This window comes from Chitinophaga caseinilytica (assembly GCF_038396765.1).
Taxonomy (GTDB): domain Bacteria; phylum Bacteroidota; class Bacteroidia; order Chitinophagales; family Chitinophagaceae; genus Chitinophaga; species Chitinophaga caseinilytica.
The window spans coordinates 2,633,725-2,650,375 of the sequence record NZ_CP150096.1; the positions used below are offsets into that span (position 1 = coordinate 2,633,725).

General features: G+C 53.7%; 16 protein-coding genes, 2 tRNA genes and 1 riboswitch. Of the genes, 15 read left to right on the plus strand and 3 right to left on the minus strand.

All coding sequences use genetic code 11. The annotated features are described in order from the left end of the window. Genes WJU22_RS11010 through argH form a run of 3 tightly spaced genes read left to right on the plus strand, consistent with a single transcriptional unit; the run spans position 1 to position 3,001 of the window. Positions 1 to 1,074, plus strand: coding sequence for a M20 family metallo-hydrolase (locus tag WJU22_RS11010; RefSeq protein ID WP_341843289.1), 1,074 nt, complete (start codon positions 1 to 3; stop codon positions 1,072 to 1,074). Positions 1,075 to 1,079: 5 nt separating this feature from the next. Then, positions 1,080 to 1,658 carry a GNAT family protein gene (locus WJU22_RS11015; protein WP_341843290.1) on the plus strand — a complete coding sequence of 193 codons (579 nt, stop codon included), beginning with the start codon at positions 1,080 to 1,082 and terminating at the stop codon, positions 1,656 to 1,658. 11 nt (positions 1,659 to 1,669) lie between these two features. After that, positions 1,670 to 3,001: an argininosuccinate lyase gene (argH, locus tag WJU22_RS11020; protein WP_341843291.1), complete on the plus strand. Its 1,332-nt coding sequence runs from the start codon at positions 1,670 to 1,672 to the stop codon at positions 2,999 to 3,001. Positions 3,002 to 3,076: 75 nt separating this feature from the next. On the opposite strand, the gene WJU22_RS11025 is transcribed toward argH, so the two are convergent. After that, positions 3,077 to 3,451 carry a hypothetical protein gene (locus WJU22_RS11025; protein WP_341843292.1) on the minus strand — a complete coding sequence of 125 codons (375 nt, stop codon included), beginning with the start codon at positions 3,449 to 3,451 and terminating at the stop codon, positions 3,077 to 3,079. A gap of 159 nt (positions 3,452 to 3,610) precedes the next feature. Here WJU22_RS11025 and WJU22_RS11030 point away from each other — a divergent pair, with 159 nt between their 5' ends. Further along, positions 3,611 to 4,618 carry an AraC family transcriptional regulator gene (locus WJU22_RS11030; RefSeq protein WP_341843293.1) on the plus strand — a complete coding sequence of 336 codons (1,008 nt, stop codon included), beginning with the start codon at positions 3,611 to 3,613 and terminating at the stop codon, positions 4,616 to 4,618. A gap of 63 nt (positions 4,619 to 4,681) precedes the next feature. Here WJU22_RS11030 and WJU22_RS11035 read toward each other — a convergent pair whose 3' ends face one another. After that, positions 4,682 to 7,054: a TonB-dependent receptor gene (locus tag WJU22_RS11035; protein ID WP_341843294.1), complete on the minus strand. Its 2,373-nt coding sequence runs from the start codon at positions 7,052 to 7,054 to the stop codon at positions 4,682 to 4,684. A gap of 105 nt (positions 7,055 to 7,159) precedes the next feature. Beyond that, positions 7,160 to 7,252, minus strand: a riboswitch (TPP riboswitch). Between the two features lie 174 nt (positions 7,253 to 7,426). Here WJU22_RS11035 and WJU22_RS11040 point away from each other — a divergent pair. The 11 genes from WJU22_RS11040 (at position 7,427) to WJU22_RS11085 (ending at position 14,625) form a co-directional block, all read left to right on the plus strand. Further along, a complete protein-coding gene (locus tag WJU22_RS11040) occupies positions 7,427 to 7,834 on the plus strand; it encodes a single-stranded DNA-binding protein (RefSeq protein WP_341843295.1) in 408 nt (135 codons plus the stop codon). A gap of 827 nt (positions 7,835 to 8,661) precedes the next feature. After that, entirely contained in the window at positions 8,662 to 8,895 is a 234-nt protein-coding gene (locus WJU22_RS27255) for a type II toxin-antitoxin system MqsA family antitoxin (protein WP_425165450.1), read from the plus strand. A gap of 867 nt (positions 8,896 to 9,762) precedes the next feature. Then, positions 9,763 to 9,834: transfer RNA gene (locus tag WJU22_RS11045), tRNA-Met, on the plus strand. A gap of 204 nt (positions 9,835 to 10,038) precedes the next feature. Further along, positions 10,039 to 10,398 carry a hypothetical protein gene (locus WJU22_RS11050; RefSeq protein ID WP_341843296.1) on the plus strand — a complete coding sequence of 120 codons (360 nt, stop codon included), beginning with the start codon at positions 10,039 to 10,041 and terminating at the stop codon, positions 10,396 to 10,398. Continuing rightward, a tRNA-Met gene (locus WJU22_RS11055) sits at positions 10,378 to 10,449 on the plus strand. The genes WJU22_RS11050 and WJU22_RS11055 overlap by 21 nt, the downstream gene beginning before the upstream one ends. A gap of 199 nt (positions 10,450 to 10,648) precedes the next feature. After that, on the plus strand, positions 10,649 to 11,524 hold the full coding sequence (gene era / locus WJU22_RS11060) for a GTPase Era (RefSeq protein WP_341843297.1): 876 nt from the start codon (positions 10,649 to 10,651) through the stop codon (positions 11,522 to 11,524). Positions 11,525 to 11,549: 25 nt separating this feature from the next. Continuing rightward, complete coding sequence (gene der / locus WJU22_RS11065; protein ID WP_341843298.1) at positions 11,550 to 12,863, plus strand: ribosome biogenesis GTPase Der; 1,314 nt, start codon at positions 11,550 to 11,552, stop codon at positions 12,861 to 12,863. Between the two features lie 80 nt (positions 12,864 to 12,943). Continuing rightward, positions 12,944 to 13,144: a hypothetical protein gene (locus WJU22_RS11070; protein WP_341843299.1), complete on the plus strand. Its 201-nt coding sequence runs from the start codon at positions 12,944 to 12,946 to the stop codon at positions 13,142 to 13,144. Between the two features lie 112 nt (positions 13,145 to 13,256). Continuing rightward, complete coding sequence (locus WJU22_RS11075) at positions 13,257 to 13,472, plus strand: hypothetical protein (protein ID WP_341843300.1); 216 nt, start codon at positions 13,257 to 13,259, stop codon at positions 13,470 to 13,472. A gap of 109 nt (positions 13,473 to 13,581) precedes the next feature. Beyond that, the gene (locus WJU22_RS11080; protein WP_341843301.1) at positions 13,582 to 14,124 is read left to right on the plus strand and encodes a hypothetical protein; all 543 of its coding nucleotides are present in this window, start codon (positions 13,582 to 13,584) and stop codon (positions 14,122 to 14,124) included. Positions 14,125 to 14,205: 81 nt separating this feature from the next. Next, positions 14,206 to 14,625 carry a hypothetical protein gene (locus WJU22_RS11085; RefSeq protein ID WP_341843302.1) on the plus strand — a complete coding sequence of 140 codons (420 nt, stop codon included), beginning with the start codon at positions 14,206 to 14,208 and terminating at the stop codon, positions 14,623 to 14,625. A gap of 383 nt (positions 14,626 to 15,008) precedes the next feature. On the opposite strand, the gene WJU22_RS11090 is transcribed toward WJU22_RS11085, so the two are convergent. Next, on the minus strand, positions 15,009 to 16,622 hold the full coding sequence (locus WJU22_RS11090; RefSeq protein WP_341843303.1) for a S41 family peptidase: 1,614 nt from the start codon (positions 16,620 to 16,622) through the stop codon (positions 15,009 to 15,011). Between the last annotated feature and the right edge of the window lie 29 nt (positions 16,623 to 16,651).

A 16,651-nucleotide genomic window follows, 5' to 3' on the forward strand; every position in this document is an offset into this window, starting at 1 on the left:
ATGTGGAATCAACAACGCTATGAAGACGCCGTTCAGCTACTGAAAACGCTCATCGCCACGCCTTCCTTTTCCAAAGAGGAAGACGGCACCGCCGCTATCCTGGCGGGCTTCATGGAAGATCACGGGGTAAAGCACCACCGTCATCTCAACAATGTATGGGCGCTCAATAAGCATTTCGATCCGGCGAAGCCCACCATCCTCCTCAATTCCCATCACGACACCGTTAAGCCCAACCCGCAATATACCCGCGATCCGTTCGCGCCCACCGTGGAAGACGGCAAGCTTTTCGGCCTCGGTTCCAACGACGCCGGCGGCTGCCTGGTGAGCCTCATCGCGGCGTTCCTGCATTTTTACGAAACGGAAAATCTCCCTTACAATATCGCCATCGCCGCCACGGCGGAAGAAGAAATAAGCGGCGTTAACGGCATCGAAAGCGTATTGCCCCTGTTGCCGGAAATCGACTTCGCCATCGTGGGCGAGCCCACGAAAACCGACCTCGCCATCGCCGAAAAAGGCTTGATGGTGCTGGATTGCGTGGCGCACGGCAAAGCCGGCCACGCCGCCCGCGACGAGGGAGACAATGCCGTGTATCATGCGATCGACGATATCAACTGGTTCCGCAATTACCGCTTCCCCAACGTGAGCGAAACGCTGGGGCCGGTAAAAATGAGCGTGACCGTGATCCATACTTCCAACAAGGCGCACAACGTGGTGCCGGCGGAATGCTCGTTTGTGGTGGATTGCCGCGCTACCGACCAGTACACCCTGGAAGAAATGCTGGAGACCGTCCGCGCGAACGTGAAATGCGACGTAAAGCCGCGCTCCATGCGCATGCGGCCTTCCTTTATCCCGAAAGAGCATCCGCTCGTGCAGGCAGGCATTGGCCTGGGAAAACAGCTGTATGGCTCGCCCACCACGTCTGACCAGGCGCTGATACCGGCTACCTCGGTGAAAGTGGGCCCGGGCGACAGTGCGCGCTCGCATTCGGCTGATGAATTCATTTACCTCGACGAGATCCGCCAGGGCATCGATACCTACATCCGCCTGCTGTCTGTCGTGAATGGCGTAAATTAGTGGCTATGAAACAGCTCATCCTCGAAAATAAACGTGTACTGCTTCGTCCGCTGGAAATGGGGGATGTCGACAGTCTGCTGGAAGTGTCGCTCGAACCGGAGATGTGGGCCGTTGGCTCCACGGCCATCCGCGACCGCGCAGAACTGGAGCGCTACATCCAGACGGCTTTGGCCGAAAGGGACCGCGGAGAGTCTGTCCCGTTTACGATCGTCGACAAGCAAAACGGCCGGATCGCAGGCAGCACCCGCTACGCGGCGATTTCGAGCCAGCACAAGCGCGCCGAGATCGGCTACACCTGGATCCATCCCGATTTTCAGCGCACTGGCCTCAACCGCGCCATGAAATTCGCCATGCTGCAACACGCATTCGAAGTCTGGCAGCTGAACCGGATAGAACTGAAAACGGACGAGCGCAACGAAAAATCCCGCAACGCCATGCTGGGCATCGGTTGCAAGCAGGAAGGGATTTTGCGGCACCATATGGTCACCTGGACGGGCCATCTGCGCAATTCCGTGTATTTCAGCATGCTCCGCGAAGAATGGCCGGACGTCCGCCAGCGGATTTTCGGCAAATATGATTTTTAAACTGATTGACGATGAAACTTTGGCAGAAAGATAAAGCCTCCCTCGCGGCGGTAGAACAGTTCACCGTAGGCCGCGACCGCGAAATGGACGCCTACCTCGCGCCCTTCGACGTGCTCGGCTCGCTGGCGCACATCGCCATGCTGGAATCTGTAGGGCTGCTGCCCGCGGAAGACCTGGCCGTGCTGCAAAAGGAACTGAAAAATATCTACCGCGAAATCGCCGAAGGGAATTTTGTGCTGGAAGACGGGGTGGAAGACATCCACTCGCAGGTGGAGCTGCTGCTCACCCGCCGCGTGGGCGAATCCGGCAAGAAGATCCACAGTGGCCGGTCCCGCAACGACCAGGTACTGGTAGACCTCAAGCTGTTCCTCCGCCATGAACTGGAAACGATCGTCGGCGAAACGAAAGAACTTTTCGACCTGCTGCAAAAGCAGAGCGAGCAGTATAAAGGCTCCCTGTTGCCCGGGTACACCCATCTCCAGATCGCGATGCCCAGTTCGTTCGGGCTGTGGTTCGGCGCGTATGCGGAAAGTCTGGTAGACGACCTGATCATGCTGCAGGGCGCTTACCGGGTGGTGAACAAGAACCCCCTGGGCTCGGCGGCTGGCTACGGCTCCTCGTTCCCGCTAAACCGTACGATGACCACGAGGCTCCTGGGCTTCGAGGCGCTCAACCACAATGTGGTGTACGCACAGATGGGCCGCGGAAAAACGGAGAAACTGGTAGCCTTCGCGCTGGCCGGCATCGCCGCTACCGTGTCGCGCATGGCCATGGACGCTACGCTGTTCATGAACCAGAACTTCGGGTTCATCGGTTTCCCCGATGAGCTGACGACCGGTTCGTCTATCATGCCCCACAAAAAGAACCCCGACGTTTGGGAGCTCATCCGCTCGCATTGCAACAAATTGCAGGCGCTGCCCAATGAGATCGCCATGATGACGGTAAACCTGCCGTCTGGTTACCACCGCGATCTGCAGCTGCTGAAGGAAAATCTGTTCCCCGCGTTCGAAACGCTGCGCAGCTGCCTGCGGATGAGCCGCCTCATGCTGGAAAACATCCGCATCAAGGAAGATATCCTCAAAGACGAAAAATACCGTTACCTGTTCAGCGTGGAAGTCGTGAACCGCCTCGTGCTGGAGGGCACGCCGTTCCGCGAAGCGTATAAACAGGTTGGGCTCGACATCGAAAGCGGCAAGTTCGAACCGGATACAGACATCCGCCATACCCACGAAGGCAGCATCGGCAACTTGCAGAACGATGCCATCAAAGCCCAGATGGACGCGGTGATCGGCGGATTTCCCTTTGCCTCGGTACACGCGGCGATCGATGCGCTCGTTAAATAATTTCGAAAGTATTTCCGGAAATAGAAAAGGGACGTCTGCTGAAGACGTCCCTTTTTTCATCTGTATATCGTGATGTCAGGCGGTGGCGAAGCTGCGCATTCCTTTCTGCTGGAGAACGGCCATGGCGGCCACCCACAGCGCCGCACCGGCGATCAGTACCGTGCCAATGCCGGAGATCAGCGAAAAGAGGAAGATGATGGCCACGGCGCTCCCGATCACCCAGATCGTATCCAGCCGGATGATCCATTTTACGGCGGCAGGAGTAGGACGTTGCGCCACAAAAAGCACGCCCGAAGCGAAAACGACGAGGAACAGCCCGACGGCGACGAAGGGAGCGGTGGCGGTAACGCCGAAGATGTTTGCGGCTACACCGGGGAAAATTGCCAGCAGCAGGCCGGTTGCCAGGGAAGAAATGCCGTTGATGCGTAAGGTGGTGGTTAAAGGTATCATGGTGTTTGTGTTTTGATTTGTTTTCGTTTGATTTGATGATACAAAAGTAGCGCGGCCCACCCGCCCGGGAGTTATCCGCAGGCGACAATCAATTGTCATTTCACGACAACCATCGTATCTTCCCGCCACGCCGTTCTAACTTTGGTGAAAACTTCCGCCATGCAGGATTATCAGCAACAATTACTTCGCGCATTATTAGCCTACGCCACGCAACGCGGCGCCGATCCCAAACGATTATGCGCCCTGTCCAACATCGATGCTCGCATTCTTCAGCAAGGGCATAAGGTGAGCGTAACCGCCACCGAAATCAACAGCCTCTGGAAAAACGCCGCCCATGCGGCAGATGATCCGCTCTTCGGGTTGCATTTCGGCGAAGCCATGCAACTGGCGGCCCTGGGCGTGGTGGGCCAGATCATCCAGACCAGCAATTCCGTGGGCGAAGCTGTGGCGCACGCCGGTGCATTGACGCCGCTGCTCACCGATATGTTCCGCATGCAGACCGATCACGGTGCCCAACAGTTTTCCATGAGCTTCGTGGCCGATCCCGTCAAAGCCGCCGATCATCCCCATACTTTCAAACATTTCAGCGCCTTCATCGCCGTGTTCGCGGTGCATGAACTGGACGGCCTGCTCATGCGCCGGCTGTCGCCCATCACCGTGCAATTGCCTTACGATGTGGAGGAAACGGCGGAGTTCGAACGGGTGCTGCGATGCCCGCTGAAAAAGAAAGGCGAAGCGCTCATCCTTACGTTCGACAACAGCTGGCTGCACCAGGAAATCCTGTCGGCCAACTACGAACTGCAAAGCATTTTGCTGCAACAGGTCCATGCGCTGCAAGCCGGTGCCCAGCCGGCGGGAGACTTTCATGCACGCATCTTTCAATACCTGCTAACCAATTCCTATCTCTATTCCGCGTCCCTCGAATCCGTGGCGGCAAATTTCAGCATGAGCCCGCGGAGCCTGCAACGTAAGCTCGCAGGCGAGGGTGTTACTTTCCTGCAGGTGCAGGACGAAGTCCGCAAAGCCCTGGCGCTGGATTATCTCCGTTCCGGCCATCATTCCGTCAAAGACATCGCGTATATGCTCGGCTACAACGAGTCGAGCGCTTTCCTCAAAGCCTTCAAACGGTGGACGGGCAAGACGCCCGGCGAAATGCGCACGGCATAAAAAGACGAAGCCGGCGTTGTGCGCCGGCTTCAATACTTGGTTCGGATATGGTTTTCATAAACGTTACAGACCGATTTTCACACCGGCCATAAAATTGATGCCCGCCATGGGGAAATAATTATTGATCGCTTTCATGGTGCCGCCTTCCAGGTAACCGTAGGTGTAGCCATTGGGCGCGTATTGTTTGTCGGTAAGATTGTAGGCGATGAACTGGAGGCCCAGCTCGCGGAAGATCCGCTGCGGAACGGTGTAGTTGAGGCGCAGGTCGGTAACGGCGTAGCCATCGAGCCGGCGGTTTTTATCGCCTGAATTGTCGAGGTACTGCGGGCCTACGCCTTTCTCCACGAGGTCTGCCGAAAACCCTTTGAACGGCCGGAACGTCAGCGTAGCGCCGCCCACGAAAGAAGGGGAGAACGCGATTTCCGTGCTTTCGTATGTCTGCGGTTTCTGGCCGCCGTTGTCCCAATCGTCGAGGTACTCGGTGAATGCGCTGAGCCGGTTGCGGCTGAAAGCAGCGTTCGCCTGAACGGTGAACCATGCGGCGGGCGTGTATTGTCCTTCCACTTCGATCCCCAGGCGATAGCTTTCCGGGATGTTGGTGCGGGCATAAGCGCCCACATCGTTGATGCGGCCGGTGGGCACGAGCTGGTTGCGGTAGTTCATGTAGTACACGTTCGCCTGAACGCCGGCGTTGGCGCCGCGCCAAACGTAGCCTGCTTCCAGGTTGCGGAGGGTTTCATGCAGCGGGGCCTGCGCGCCGCCCACTTCGAAATCGTCGCGGTTCGGTTCCTTGTTGCCGATGGCGTAAGAAGCGTATACGTGCTGTTTTTCGTTGATGGTGAAAGTGGCGCCGCCTTTGGGATTGAAGAAATCGTATTTCTTATGTTGACGGATGCCCGGGTTCTTGCGGAAGCCGTCGAGTTCGTAGTTGACGTGCCTGTATTGCAGGTCGGCAAAGAGTTTCAGCTTGCTGGTCACCGCGTATTCACCTTTCCAGTATACGTTCAGGTCGGTCTTGAGCGCGTCGAGGTCATACCAGCGGAAGTCTTTATCGAACCCGCCTTTTTCCGCCCAGATCACTTTGCCATAGTGGTTTCCTTCGTACTTGTTCCAGCCGCCGCCTGCCGTCCAGGTGAATTTTTTGAGGTCGTGACGGATGGAAAAGATGCCGCCATAGAAGTGGTTGTCGAGCCACAACTGGCGGATAAGGTCGCTTTGGTGGGTGGTATCGCCATCGTGTACGGGGCCGGTGATGCCATAATCCACGTACCAGTCGTTTTCCCGCCAGTTTTCATAGTAACCCTTGCCGCGGGTGTAATGCAGTGCGGCGTTGAAATGGAGGTTCGTCCGGAAGGCGTGGTTGAACAGCAGCTGGTAATGGTCTTGCTGATAATTATCGGTTTCGTTGTCGTAGAACCCGCCTTTGTCCATTTTCCCGTTGGGGTTGTACGTCCGGCCGAATTCCTTGATTTCTGCGTCGGTGGAGCCGGTCCAGGCCTGGTAGGTTTTTTCCTTGCCGGAGAAGACGTTGAGGCGGATGGAGGATTTGCCGGCGATGTAGGCGAAGGAGGTGTAGAAGGATTTCAGGTCGGAGGTGGCGCGGTCTATATACCCGTTAGACGAAACCTTTGACAGGCGCACATCGGCGGTGAAGTGATCGTTGATCAGGCCAGACCCTGCGCTGATGGTGGTTTTCCAGCTGTCGAACGAGCCGTAGGAGGCGTTGATTTCGCCGTATGCCTTGTCGCGGAATTCGTTGGTAGACAGGTTGAGTGATGCGCCGAAAGCGCCGGCGCCATTGGTGGAGGTGCCTACGCCGCGTTGCAGCTGGATGCTGGAAACGGAGGAGGCGAAGTCGGGCATGTTCACGAAGAAGGTGCCTTGCGATTCCGCGTCGTTTATGGGTATGCCGTTCACGGTGACGTTGATGCGGGTGATGTCGGAGCCACGGACGCGCAGGCCGGTGTATCCGATACCGGCCCCGGCGTCGGAGTTGGTGGTGACGGACGGGAGTTGGTTGAGGAGGAGGGGGAGGTCTTGTCCCAGGTTTTGTTTGGCGATGTCTTCGCGGCGGAGCTCGGACTTGGTGAAGGGTGAGTTGGTGCCGGCGCGGAGGGAGGTGATTTCCACGGGTTTCACGAACAGTCCGGTTTCGGAGAGGGTGAAATGCAGTGTGGAGGTGCCTTTGCGGAGGGTGTCCCTGCTGGGGGCGTATCCGAGGAAGCTGGCCTGAACGATGGCGGGCTGCTGTTTGGGAAGTGGGAGGGAGAATCGGCCGCTGGCGTCGGTGATGGCGGAGGGGCCGTTAAGAATGGCGATGGTGGCGCCTTCCAGTGGTTGGCCGGTGCGCGCGTCGGTGGCGGTGCCGGAGAGTGTTCTTTGTGCCAGTGCGGCGGTGGTGCAGCAAAGCAGGGCAAAGAGCAGGAGATGTTTCATGATCGGTTCCTGTTTATGACGGTTTTAAGGTTCGATGACCAATAGCGGAGCTGGGCCGGTGAGGGCCGCGCCGATGTACTATCGCAATAAAAACAGGTAAGTAGGAAATGAGCCGCTTACCTTTCCTTACCAGCATTACCTGGTTAGGTTCAACGGGTTTGATCTCAGCCTGATAGTAAGGCACCCCGAGGTGAAAAGGGCCGTTTACGGGCCCGTATTCTGGGCAAAGGTAGCTATAGCGCCTGAAAAATGCCGAAATAATTTTTCGTGTTTAAAAATTGCTTTAACTTACAATTCGTTAACCCGATACTGCTTTCTGATAGAATAATTCCCATAGCCAACTTTTTTATTTGTTAACCTAAATCACAAACAATGATTAAGATTCAATTGATCGGTCACCTGGGCAAGAATGCTGTTTTGCATGAGGTGAACGGTAAGCAGGTGCTGAATTTCAGTGTGGCGCATAATGAGCGTTACAAGAATGCGCAGGGCGTGGCGCAGGAGCGCACGATCTGGGCAGACTGTGCGATGTGGGCGCCGAATGCGGTGGGGGCATATCTGCTGCAGGGGACGTACGTGTATGTGGAGGGAGTGCCCTTCCTGGATATGTACACGACGCAGAATGGTTCGCCGGCTTGTGCGCTGAAGGTGCGGGTCACGAACGTGCAGTTGTTGAATCACGGTCCGCGGCTGGAAGGGAAGCCTGGGGGCGAGGGTTCTCCGGAGGGTGGACTGGCGGTTCCGGTGTCGGAAGACGTGACGGAGGAGCTGCCGTTTTGATGCGTCACTAAACTAATCCATGTTATTTCGATGATAAGTACAGGCAGCCGGCTGGAACGGCCTGGCTGCCTGCATCCATATCCCTGGGCTGGTGTGCGGCTTGGGGTGGGAGAGGTGTGTGCTTTCGTGAGTGGGGAGGTTGTTGGGTGAAACTGGCAATTCAAAGGATTACGGATAGGTGCTAAAAATGAACGGATGGATAGGATGGAAATGAGCGGATGGATAGAATGGTAAAGAGTGTGGTGGATTGACTGGTGAAACAGCCAATTCAAAGGATGATGGATAGGATACTAAAACGAGCGGATTGAAGGATGGTGAAATGTGCGGATTGATAAAATAGTGACAGATATGGGTGATTGATGGATGAAACAGCCAATTCAAAAGGATGATGTATAGGATACTAAAATGAGCTTATTGGAAGGATGGTAGAATGTGCGGATTGATAGAATGGTGGTGGGTATGGGTGATTAATGGGTGAAACAGCCAATTCAAAAAGGATGATGGATAAGATACTAAAACGAGCGGATTGAAGGGATGGTAGAATGTGCGGATTGATAGAATAGTGGCGGGTATGGGTGATTGATGGGTGAAATAGCCCATGAAAAAAGGATGATGGAAGGGATATTAAATGAGCGGATTAATTGAATGGTAAAATGAAAGATAGGGTAGGTGATATTACGGTATATGTGCAGTGATGAAAGTTGATGTATGAAGTTGAAAGCAAGGATATTCCAGATATACTCGATGCATCTGTTTGTTCTGAGCGAATTCGGTAAAAATGAGCCGGTAAGGAAACGAGCTTTATTCACCGAAAATTTTGACGAACCATGGAATGTACACAATGCAAAAAAGGAAAAAGAGAACGAGGACAAGTCAACGTTTATCTTGAAAGAGATGACGCCGTATTCGTAGTACATGGTGTACCTGCGGATATCTGCGACGCATGCGGATTTTACGATGTGTCTCCTGAAATTATGGATATACTGGAAAAGAAAGCCACGAACATTCTGCAGCATGAAGCGCATATGAAGTTAATGCATTTGCGACCGGGATCGGCATAGCTGGCTGTGATAACTGCGGTAAGTACGGTTTGCCGAACGCATCCATTCATTTCCGATTTTGCTGTATAGCTTCCGAGCAGGAATGCCATGCCAGTATCCAATTTCCGCGTCGATGAGATGGCCGCGGTATGTTTGTATTATTTCATGATTGTATTGTTTCATTGGAAATTGACATTACTGCCATCCAATTTCAAAGGCACAATTGAAATTGTCGCATTTCGATCGGGTGTTCCATGGCGAGTAGTGGCAACAGAAATAAGCCCGACTCGCGGAACACATTTAATCATTTCCAATTTGACGGTATAACTTCCGGGCAGGAATGCCATGTCAGTATTCAATTTCCACGGTGATGGAGATGGTCGCGGTATGTTTGTATTATTTCGTGATTGTATTGTTACAATGGAATTGACATTGCAGTCATCCAGTATAAAGGACAGAATTGAAATTGTCGCATTTCGATCGGGTGTCTTGGCGAGTAGTGGCAACAGAAATAAGCCCGACTCGTGGACACATACATTCATTTCCGATTTGGTTGAACAACTTCCAAACAGGAAAGGCTATGCCTGTTTCAGTTTCCTCGGCGACGGAAATGGCTACGGCCTGAATGTGTTGTTTTACATGTACGTATTGTTCCATGGGAATTGAAATTGCCGCCAAACTGCAGCAAGAAACACAAATGAGATTGTTATTAGCAAGGATGTTTCGTGTGTCAACGGTTGATCATTGCATGCATTCGAGAGAAAATATTTTTTCGGCTGTGATCCTTTGTAGTGGATGGTTTTGGTGTAGTTTAAATAAATTTCCCCTGGAAGAATGGAAAATAAATTTCGCTTTAGGAAATATTTTCACTTACATTTGCACCCACATTGCGAGGTAGAGCAGAGGTAGCTCGTCGGGCTCATAACCCGAAGGTCAGAGGTTCGAATCCCCTCCTCGCTACAGCAGAAACCGCGATCACAGTAATAAGTGTTCGCGGTTTTTTTATGCGTTTTTTTTCTCAAGCCCCAATCACAATCCAATACCCGAATGGATTGATCATTTCTTTACCTACTATCTCGGTTTTTCCCCAACACAACTGATTTTGTAGATAAATTCACTGGCTCCCCAACGCAACTGTTTGTGTAGATAAATTCACCGGCAGAAATGATGGCTTCACCCGTAAATGGCGATGGCTGGTTTGAATGGCGCATGACGCATTTCTGCCAGGAACTCAAAGAGAGGAAAAACTTCGAGATCATCCCGGATTTCTTTCAAATAGACCCGGCGGGCGCTGGCGACACTGGTAAAGAATATTGGATGGGGTGGGTGAATATGTTGCGGTTTTCATCACCCGAACACAATTTTGTACAGCGTGTAAATTTTTTTTATTCCCTTGTAATCAGCCGCAGGGAAGACTTCCGCCCAATCGCCAACAACAGTAATCCCCCGATTCCCAAAAAATATTTGGCAACAGAAATAATTCCCTTACCTTTGCAACCACATTGCGAGGTAGAGCAGAGGTAGCTCGTCGGGCTCATAACCCGAAGGTCAGAGGTTCGAATCCCCTCCTCGCTACGAAAGAAAGTCGGAATCCCGCTCCCGGAGCGGGATTCACTTTTTTATAAACATCAGGGTCACACGTACGGATATCCGCAAAAATGCACCGTCTATCGAATCTTGCCGAACCACTTCGGCTTTTTTTATTTGTGCTACCTTTGCAGCCGAACTCCCCGGTATCACATCCCCGAGGCCGTTCAACGAATTAAATTTTATAATGATGCATCGCGCAGGTTTTGTCAATATTTTCGGGAAACCGAACGCAGGAAAATCAACCCTCCTGAACGCCATCCTCGGCGAAAAACTCGCCATCGTTTCCCCCAAAGTCCAAACCACCCGCCACCGCATCACCGGCGTTCTCACCGAGCCCGGCTACCAGATCGTCTTCTCAGACACCCCCGGCATCATCGACCCAAAGTATAAAATGCACGAGAAAATGATGTCGGCCGTGAAATCCGCACTCGAAGACGCCGATATCGCCCTCCTCCTCATGGATGGCCGCGATAACCTCGACGAATGCCTCGAACTCTTCGGTTCCCTCAAGCTCAAAGGCACCTCCATCCTCGTTATCAACAAGATGGACAACCTCGAAGCCCCCGCCATCGAAGACATCAAAGCCAAATGCCTCGCATGGGGCAAAGCCAAATCCGTCATCTTCATCTCCGCCATCCAGAAGAAAAATATCGACCTCCTCAAAAAGGAAATCGTGCAGCTCCTCCCGGAAAGCGAGCCCTTCTACCCGGAAGACACACTCACCGACCGCTCTACCCGGTTCTTCGTAGCCGAAATGGTCCGTGAACAAATCTTCCACCTCTTCGAAGACGAAATCCCCTATCACACCGCCGTGGTAGTCACCCTCTTCCAGGAAAAACAAACACTGACCAAAATATCCGCCGATATCGTCGTAACCCGCGAAACGCAAAAAGGCATCATCCTCGGCGAAAGAGGAAGGTCCATCCGCGAAATCGGGTCCCGCGCCAGACAGGAAATCGAAAAATTCCTCGACCGGAAAGTTTTCCTCGAGCTCCATGTCAAAGTGCGCGACAAATGGCGTGATAACGATAATTACCTCCGTGAATACGGATTATTGTAAACAACGACTTTAAAATCTGAATAATATGCCAGGGTTCACAGTAGCCATCGTCGGACGCCCGAACGTTGGGAAATCCACCCTCTTCAACCGCCTGCTCGAACAACGCAAGGCCATCGTCGACGACGTCAGCGGCGTTACCCGAGACCGCCAGTACGGCATCGCCGATTGGAACGGCAAAACCTTCAACGTCATCGACACCGGCGGGTTCGTATCCCGCTCCGAAGACGTGTTCGAACGCGAGATCCGCAAACAGGTAAAAATCGCCATGGAAGAAGCAAACGTGCTGATCTTCATGTGCGACGTTACCACCGGCATCACCGATCTCGATGCCGATGTGGCCGACCTGCTCCGCCGCTCCTCCAAACCCGTGTACCTCGCCGTTAACAAGGTAGACAACCACGAACGCCAGCTCGAAGCCACCGAATTCTATTCCCTGGGCTTCGAAAACATACATTTCCTGTCTTCCATGACCGGCAGCGGTACGGGCGAACTGCTCGACGATATCGCCGCCCTCATCCCCGAAGAAGAACAGGCGACCAATGAAAACGACGGCATCCCCAAGATCGCCATCATCGGCCAGCCGAACGTAGGGAAATCCTCGCTCCTCAACGCCCTCATCGGCGAAGAACGCAACATCGTTTCCGACATCGCCGGTACCACCCGCGACACCATCCATACCCGCTACCGCCTGTTCCAGAAGGATTTCATGCTGATCGACACGGCCGGTATCCGCCGCAAGGCCAAAGTACACGAAGACCTGGAATTCTATTCCGTGATCCGTGCCATCAAGGCGCTGGACGAAGCCGATGTATGCCTCCTCATCCTCGACGCCGAAAAAGGCATCGCAGGGCAAGACCTCAGCATCTTCAGCCTCGCCGCCCGCAAAGGCAAGGGCCTGGTGATTTTCGTGAATAAATGGGATTTGGTGGATAAACAGACCAACACCGCCCGCGATTACGAAAAGGCACTGCGTGAGCGCATCGCGCCGTTTACCGACGTGCCCATCATCTTCGGTTCCGTGATCGAGAAGCAGCGTATCTTCAAAGCCGTGGAAACCGCCCTGGAAGTGTATGACAACCGCCAACGCAAGGTGCAGACCTCCGTGTTGAACGATATTATGCTCAAGGCGATCGAAGCGCACCGTCCGCCCGTAGTCCGCGGCACGGCCATCAAAATCAAATACGTAACGCAACTGCCCACGCATACGCCGGCCTTCGCGTTTTTCGCCAATTTGCCCGACGATATCAAAACGCCGTATAAAAATTACCTGGAGAACAAACTCCGCGAAAACTTTAATTTCCAGGGAGTTCCGATCCGGATTTTCTTCCGGAAGAAATAATTTCTCCGTATTACATTAAAATTTATTTTGTAATACAGGAATTTTGAATACCTTTGCGGCGTTTTAAAACAAACATCAACATGAAAAAATTATTCGTACTCGCTATCGCTGTTGGCGCATTCGTAGCTTGCAACAACGCTGCTACCACTTCTAACGACTCTACCAACGTAGCTACCGATTCTCCGGCTGTTGCTCCCGTTGTTGCTGATTCCGCTGTTGTAGCTGACTCCGCTGTAGTTGCTGACTCTGCTGTTGTAGCTGATAGCACTCACAAACACTAATTAGCGTTTGATGAAAGTATATGGTCCTTCCGGTGCAAACCGGAAGGATTTTTTTGTTTGGCACAGTCATTGCGCGGATAGGGAATATTAAACCATCAAAACCATATCTCAGATGAAAAAGTTATTCCTGCTCGCATTCGCCGCCGGACTTTTCGCGGCCTGCAACAACAACGCATCCAACAACGCTGATTCTACTGCTGTTCCGACCGATTCTCCGGCGATGGAAGAAACATCGCCCATGCCGCCGGACACTTCCATGCAAGCCACTGACTCTACCAGCCTGAACCAGGCGCCGGCTACCGACAGTGCTGCCGCACCGAAGCAATAGTTTCGTACGTTGAAAACGCATATAGATCCTCCCGGCTCCTGGCCGGGAGGATTTTTGCTGTTTGGCACAGCAATTGTTCAGATGGGAAACTAACTAACCGGAACGAGCAATGAAACGAAGCCTGATAACGATGTTGCTGCTTTGCAGCCTGCATGTGTTTGCCACCGCCCAGAACGACCCCGGGAACTATGTGTTCCGCTTTCCCGGTACAGACCTCCGCGGCCTGGCCCAGCTCCCGCAAGCCACGCGCGACAGCATCCTCACGGCCTTCTCCCGCTTCGACCCCGCCACGCTCGATTTCTCGCAAGCTTCCCCGCAACACGGCGCCGCGCTGCGCTCCGTGCTCATAGATATGATGGAAACGGTACGCACCGTCATCCGCGACCCTGCTTCCGCCGGTGAAATGGACCGCAAAATGACCGTTCTCCAGCGTAAAATGGATGAAGTCCAGGAAAATATCATCGAGGAAGATGCCCTCAAACAGCTGAAACAGACCTACGAAAACGATCGCGCCCGCCGCACCCGCGAATTCGAATTGCGCGCCTATGGCAGCGACCGTGAGCAGAAAATGGCTAAACGCCAGCTGGAACAGGAGCTGCGCGATCTCCGCAAAGACTACGAAGAGGAGCGGGCGCGCGTCCGGCATCGATGATTCCCCCTTTCATGTCATAGGCCCGGTAGCAGGGAACCCTTATTTTTGGGTCAGAATACCCTATAACCGAACCGTACGCCTATGAAATCCGCACCCTTCTGGTATGCCTTGCGCATATGGCTGGCCAGTGTGGCCATTTCGCCGCTGATTTTCATTATCACCATTTACGACCGCATGCCGGGCAGCATCCTGCTCGATTTTGTGCTGTCGCTGCTCTTGCTGGCCGTGTCCATGCTTTTCGGGCTCCCGTCGCTATTCGTTTTCGGATGGTTGATGGCCCGCAAATTCGCCACCGGGGCAGACGAGCCCGAGCTGAGAAGCTACGCTTCGCGCTGCGCGCCGTTCGTGCTGGCGTTTAACTTTTTAATGCTGTGGGTGATTTTACGGTCTGACGTGCTCGCCGATCCCTGGTTTTACCTCCGGCTGGTGGGCGTGTACCTGCTCACGACCCTGTTCTGCATCCGGTACATGCGGCTTTTGGAAATCACCGGTAAGCATTAAGATACTGCTGCAACGGGACTGGGAATGGCAAAAAAAGATTGATGTGGAAAGGCTTTCGGGCGCTATCGTTTTTTATCCGGTAAAAGATAAAAAATGATAAACGAAACAAATACGATTAAGGCGGATAAGGTCACGTAATACTTCATCGTGCTGCAAAATAAATGCATGCCAGTGGAATTTATGTCGCCCGGGCGTTAAATTTTACGGATGGAAAAAGAGGCAAAGGATGTTCATGACTGCTTTTTCTTTTTATCAGGCAGCAGGACGTAAATAAGGTATATCGCGAAAAGGATGCGAATGATATAGGGGAACATGCTGCAAAATTACGAAAAAAGCCGGAGAGGAAAGGTTCCGCTCCGGCTTTTGACTTGTTATCGGGATAACTACTTGGTTTTCTGCAGTTCCTGCACCGCACGGGTGATCGCGGGATCGCCGGCGTTCGCTACTTCGTAGAAGCCCTCCGTCCGCCAGCGTTGGCGCGCCAGCAAGGCTTTGATACGGGTACGGATCTCTTCGTTGTCTTTCGCCGAAGCGCGGTCCATTTTCACACCTTCTTCCGTGGCCAATGTCCGGAAACCGGCCATCATCTTATCATTCACCTGCCAGTCGCGGTTGAACGACGACGCGTCCTTGAAAGCGGCGAATTCAGCGGCGTTGGCGGTATAATATTGATACACGTAATCGCCGAAAACGTTGCGGTTGTACAGTTCGGTGAGCAGTTCGGAATAACGGGTGGTATCGAAGGGGATGAAAATATCCGGGGTGATGCCGCCGCCGCCGTAAACGATCGCGCCGCTGGGGCCGGGTTTACGGAATTTGAGGCTGGAATCCACCGGGCGGATGCTGTCGCCGTTCACGAATTCGCCATGGCTGTATCGGTTGGCGATATCCTCTTCATAGGCTTCACGGCCGTTTTCGTAGCTTTTCTGGATGCTCCGGTTGGAAGGCAGGTAATACCGCGCGATGGTGAGCCGGAGGGTAGCGCCATTGTCCAGCTCGAAAGGCTCCTGTACCAGGCCTTTGCCGAAGCTCCGGCGGCCGATGATGATACCTCGGTCCCAATCCTGGACCGCACCGGCCAGCACTTCGCTGGCGGAAGCGGAGCCTTCGTCGATGAGGATAGCCAGGTTCCCTTTCTCGAACGCGCCGGGGCGGGAGCAGGTGTAATCCTGGCGCGGGGAGTTTTTACCCTGCGTATAGACGATGAGTTTATTGCCGTCGAGCACCTCGTCGGCCAGTCGGGTAGCCGCATCCAGCAGGCCGCCGCCGTTCTGGCGAAGGTCGATCACCAGCTGCTTCATGCCCAGTTTTTCCAGTTTGCGGGTAGCTTCGAGGAATTCGGTGTAGGTGGTAGCGGCGAATTTGCTGATCTTGATGTAACCCACGGTGGGGGCCGTCATATACGCCGCGTCTACGCTGTTGAGGGGAATAACGCCGCGTTTGATGGTGATGTCCAGTTCCCGGGCGCCCCGGAGCATGCGGGTTTTAACGGTGGAATTGCGGGGGCCGCGCAGCAGTTTGCGGATGGCTTCCGCCGTGATGTTCTTCCCGGCCACGTTCACGGAATCGTCCACTTTCAGGATTTTGTCGCCCGTAAGCACGCCCGCCGCATCCGATGGGCCGCCGGCGATCACGCTGAGGATGTTGACGGTATCCTTGATGATGTTGAATTCCACCCCGATGCCTTCGAAGTTGCCGTCGAGGTCTTCATTCACCTCCTGCACGTCTGCCGGGGGAATATATACCGAGTGGGGATCGAGGTGGGAGAGGAGACCTTCGATGGCGTCTTCCTGGATGGTGGCCACGTCGAGCGTGTCTACGTAATTATATTTCAGGAGGTCGATCACTTCCTGCAGGGAGCTTCTCCTATTGACGAAAAAACTGACGGAATCACCGTTCCGGGCCGCGGGCATCTTGTGCCCCAGGTACATCCCCAGTGCCAGCACACCGGCAAACATCAGGGGCAGCCAAACTTTTATTCTTCTGTTGTCCGACATATGATTATTTAAAACGTTGAGGGGAATCC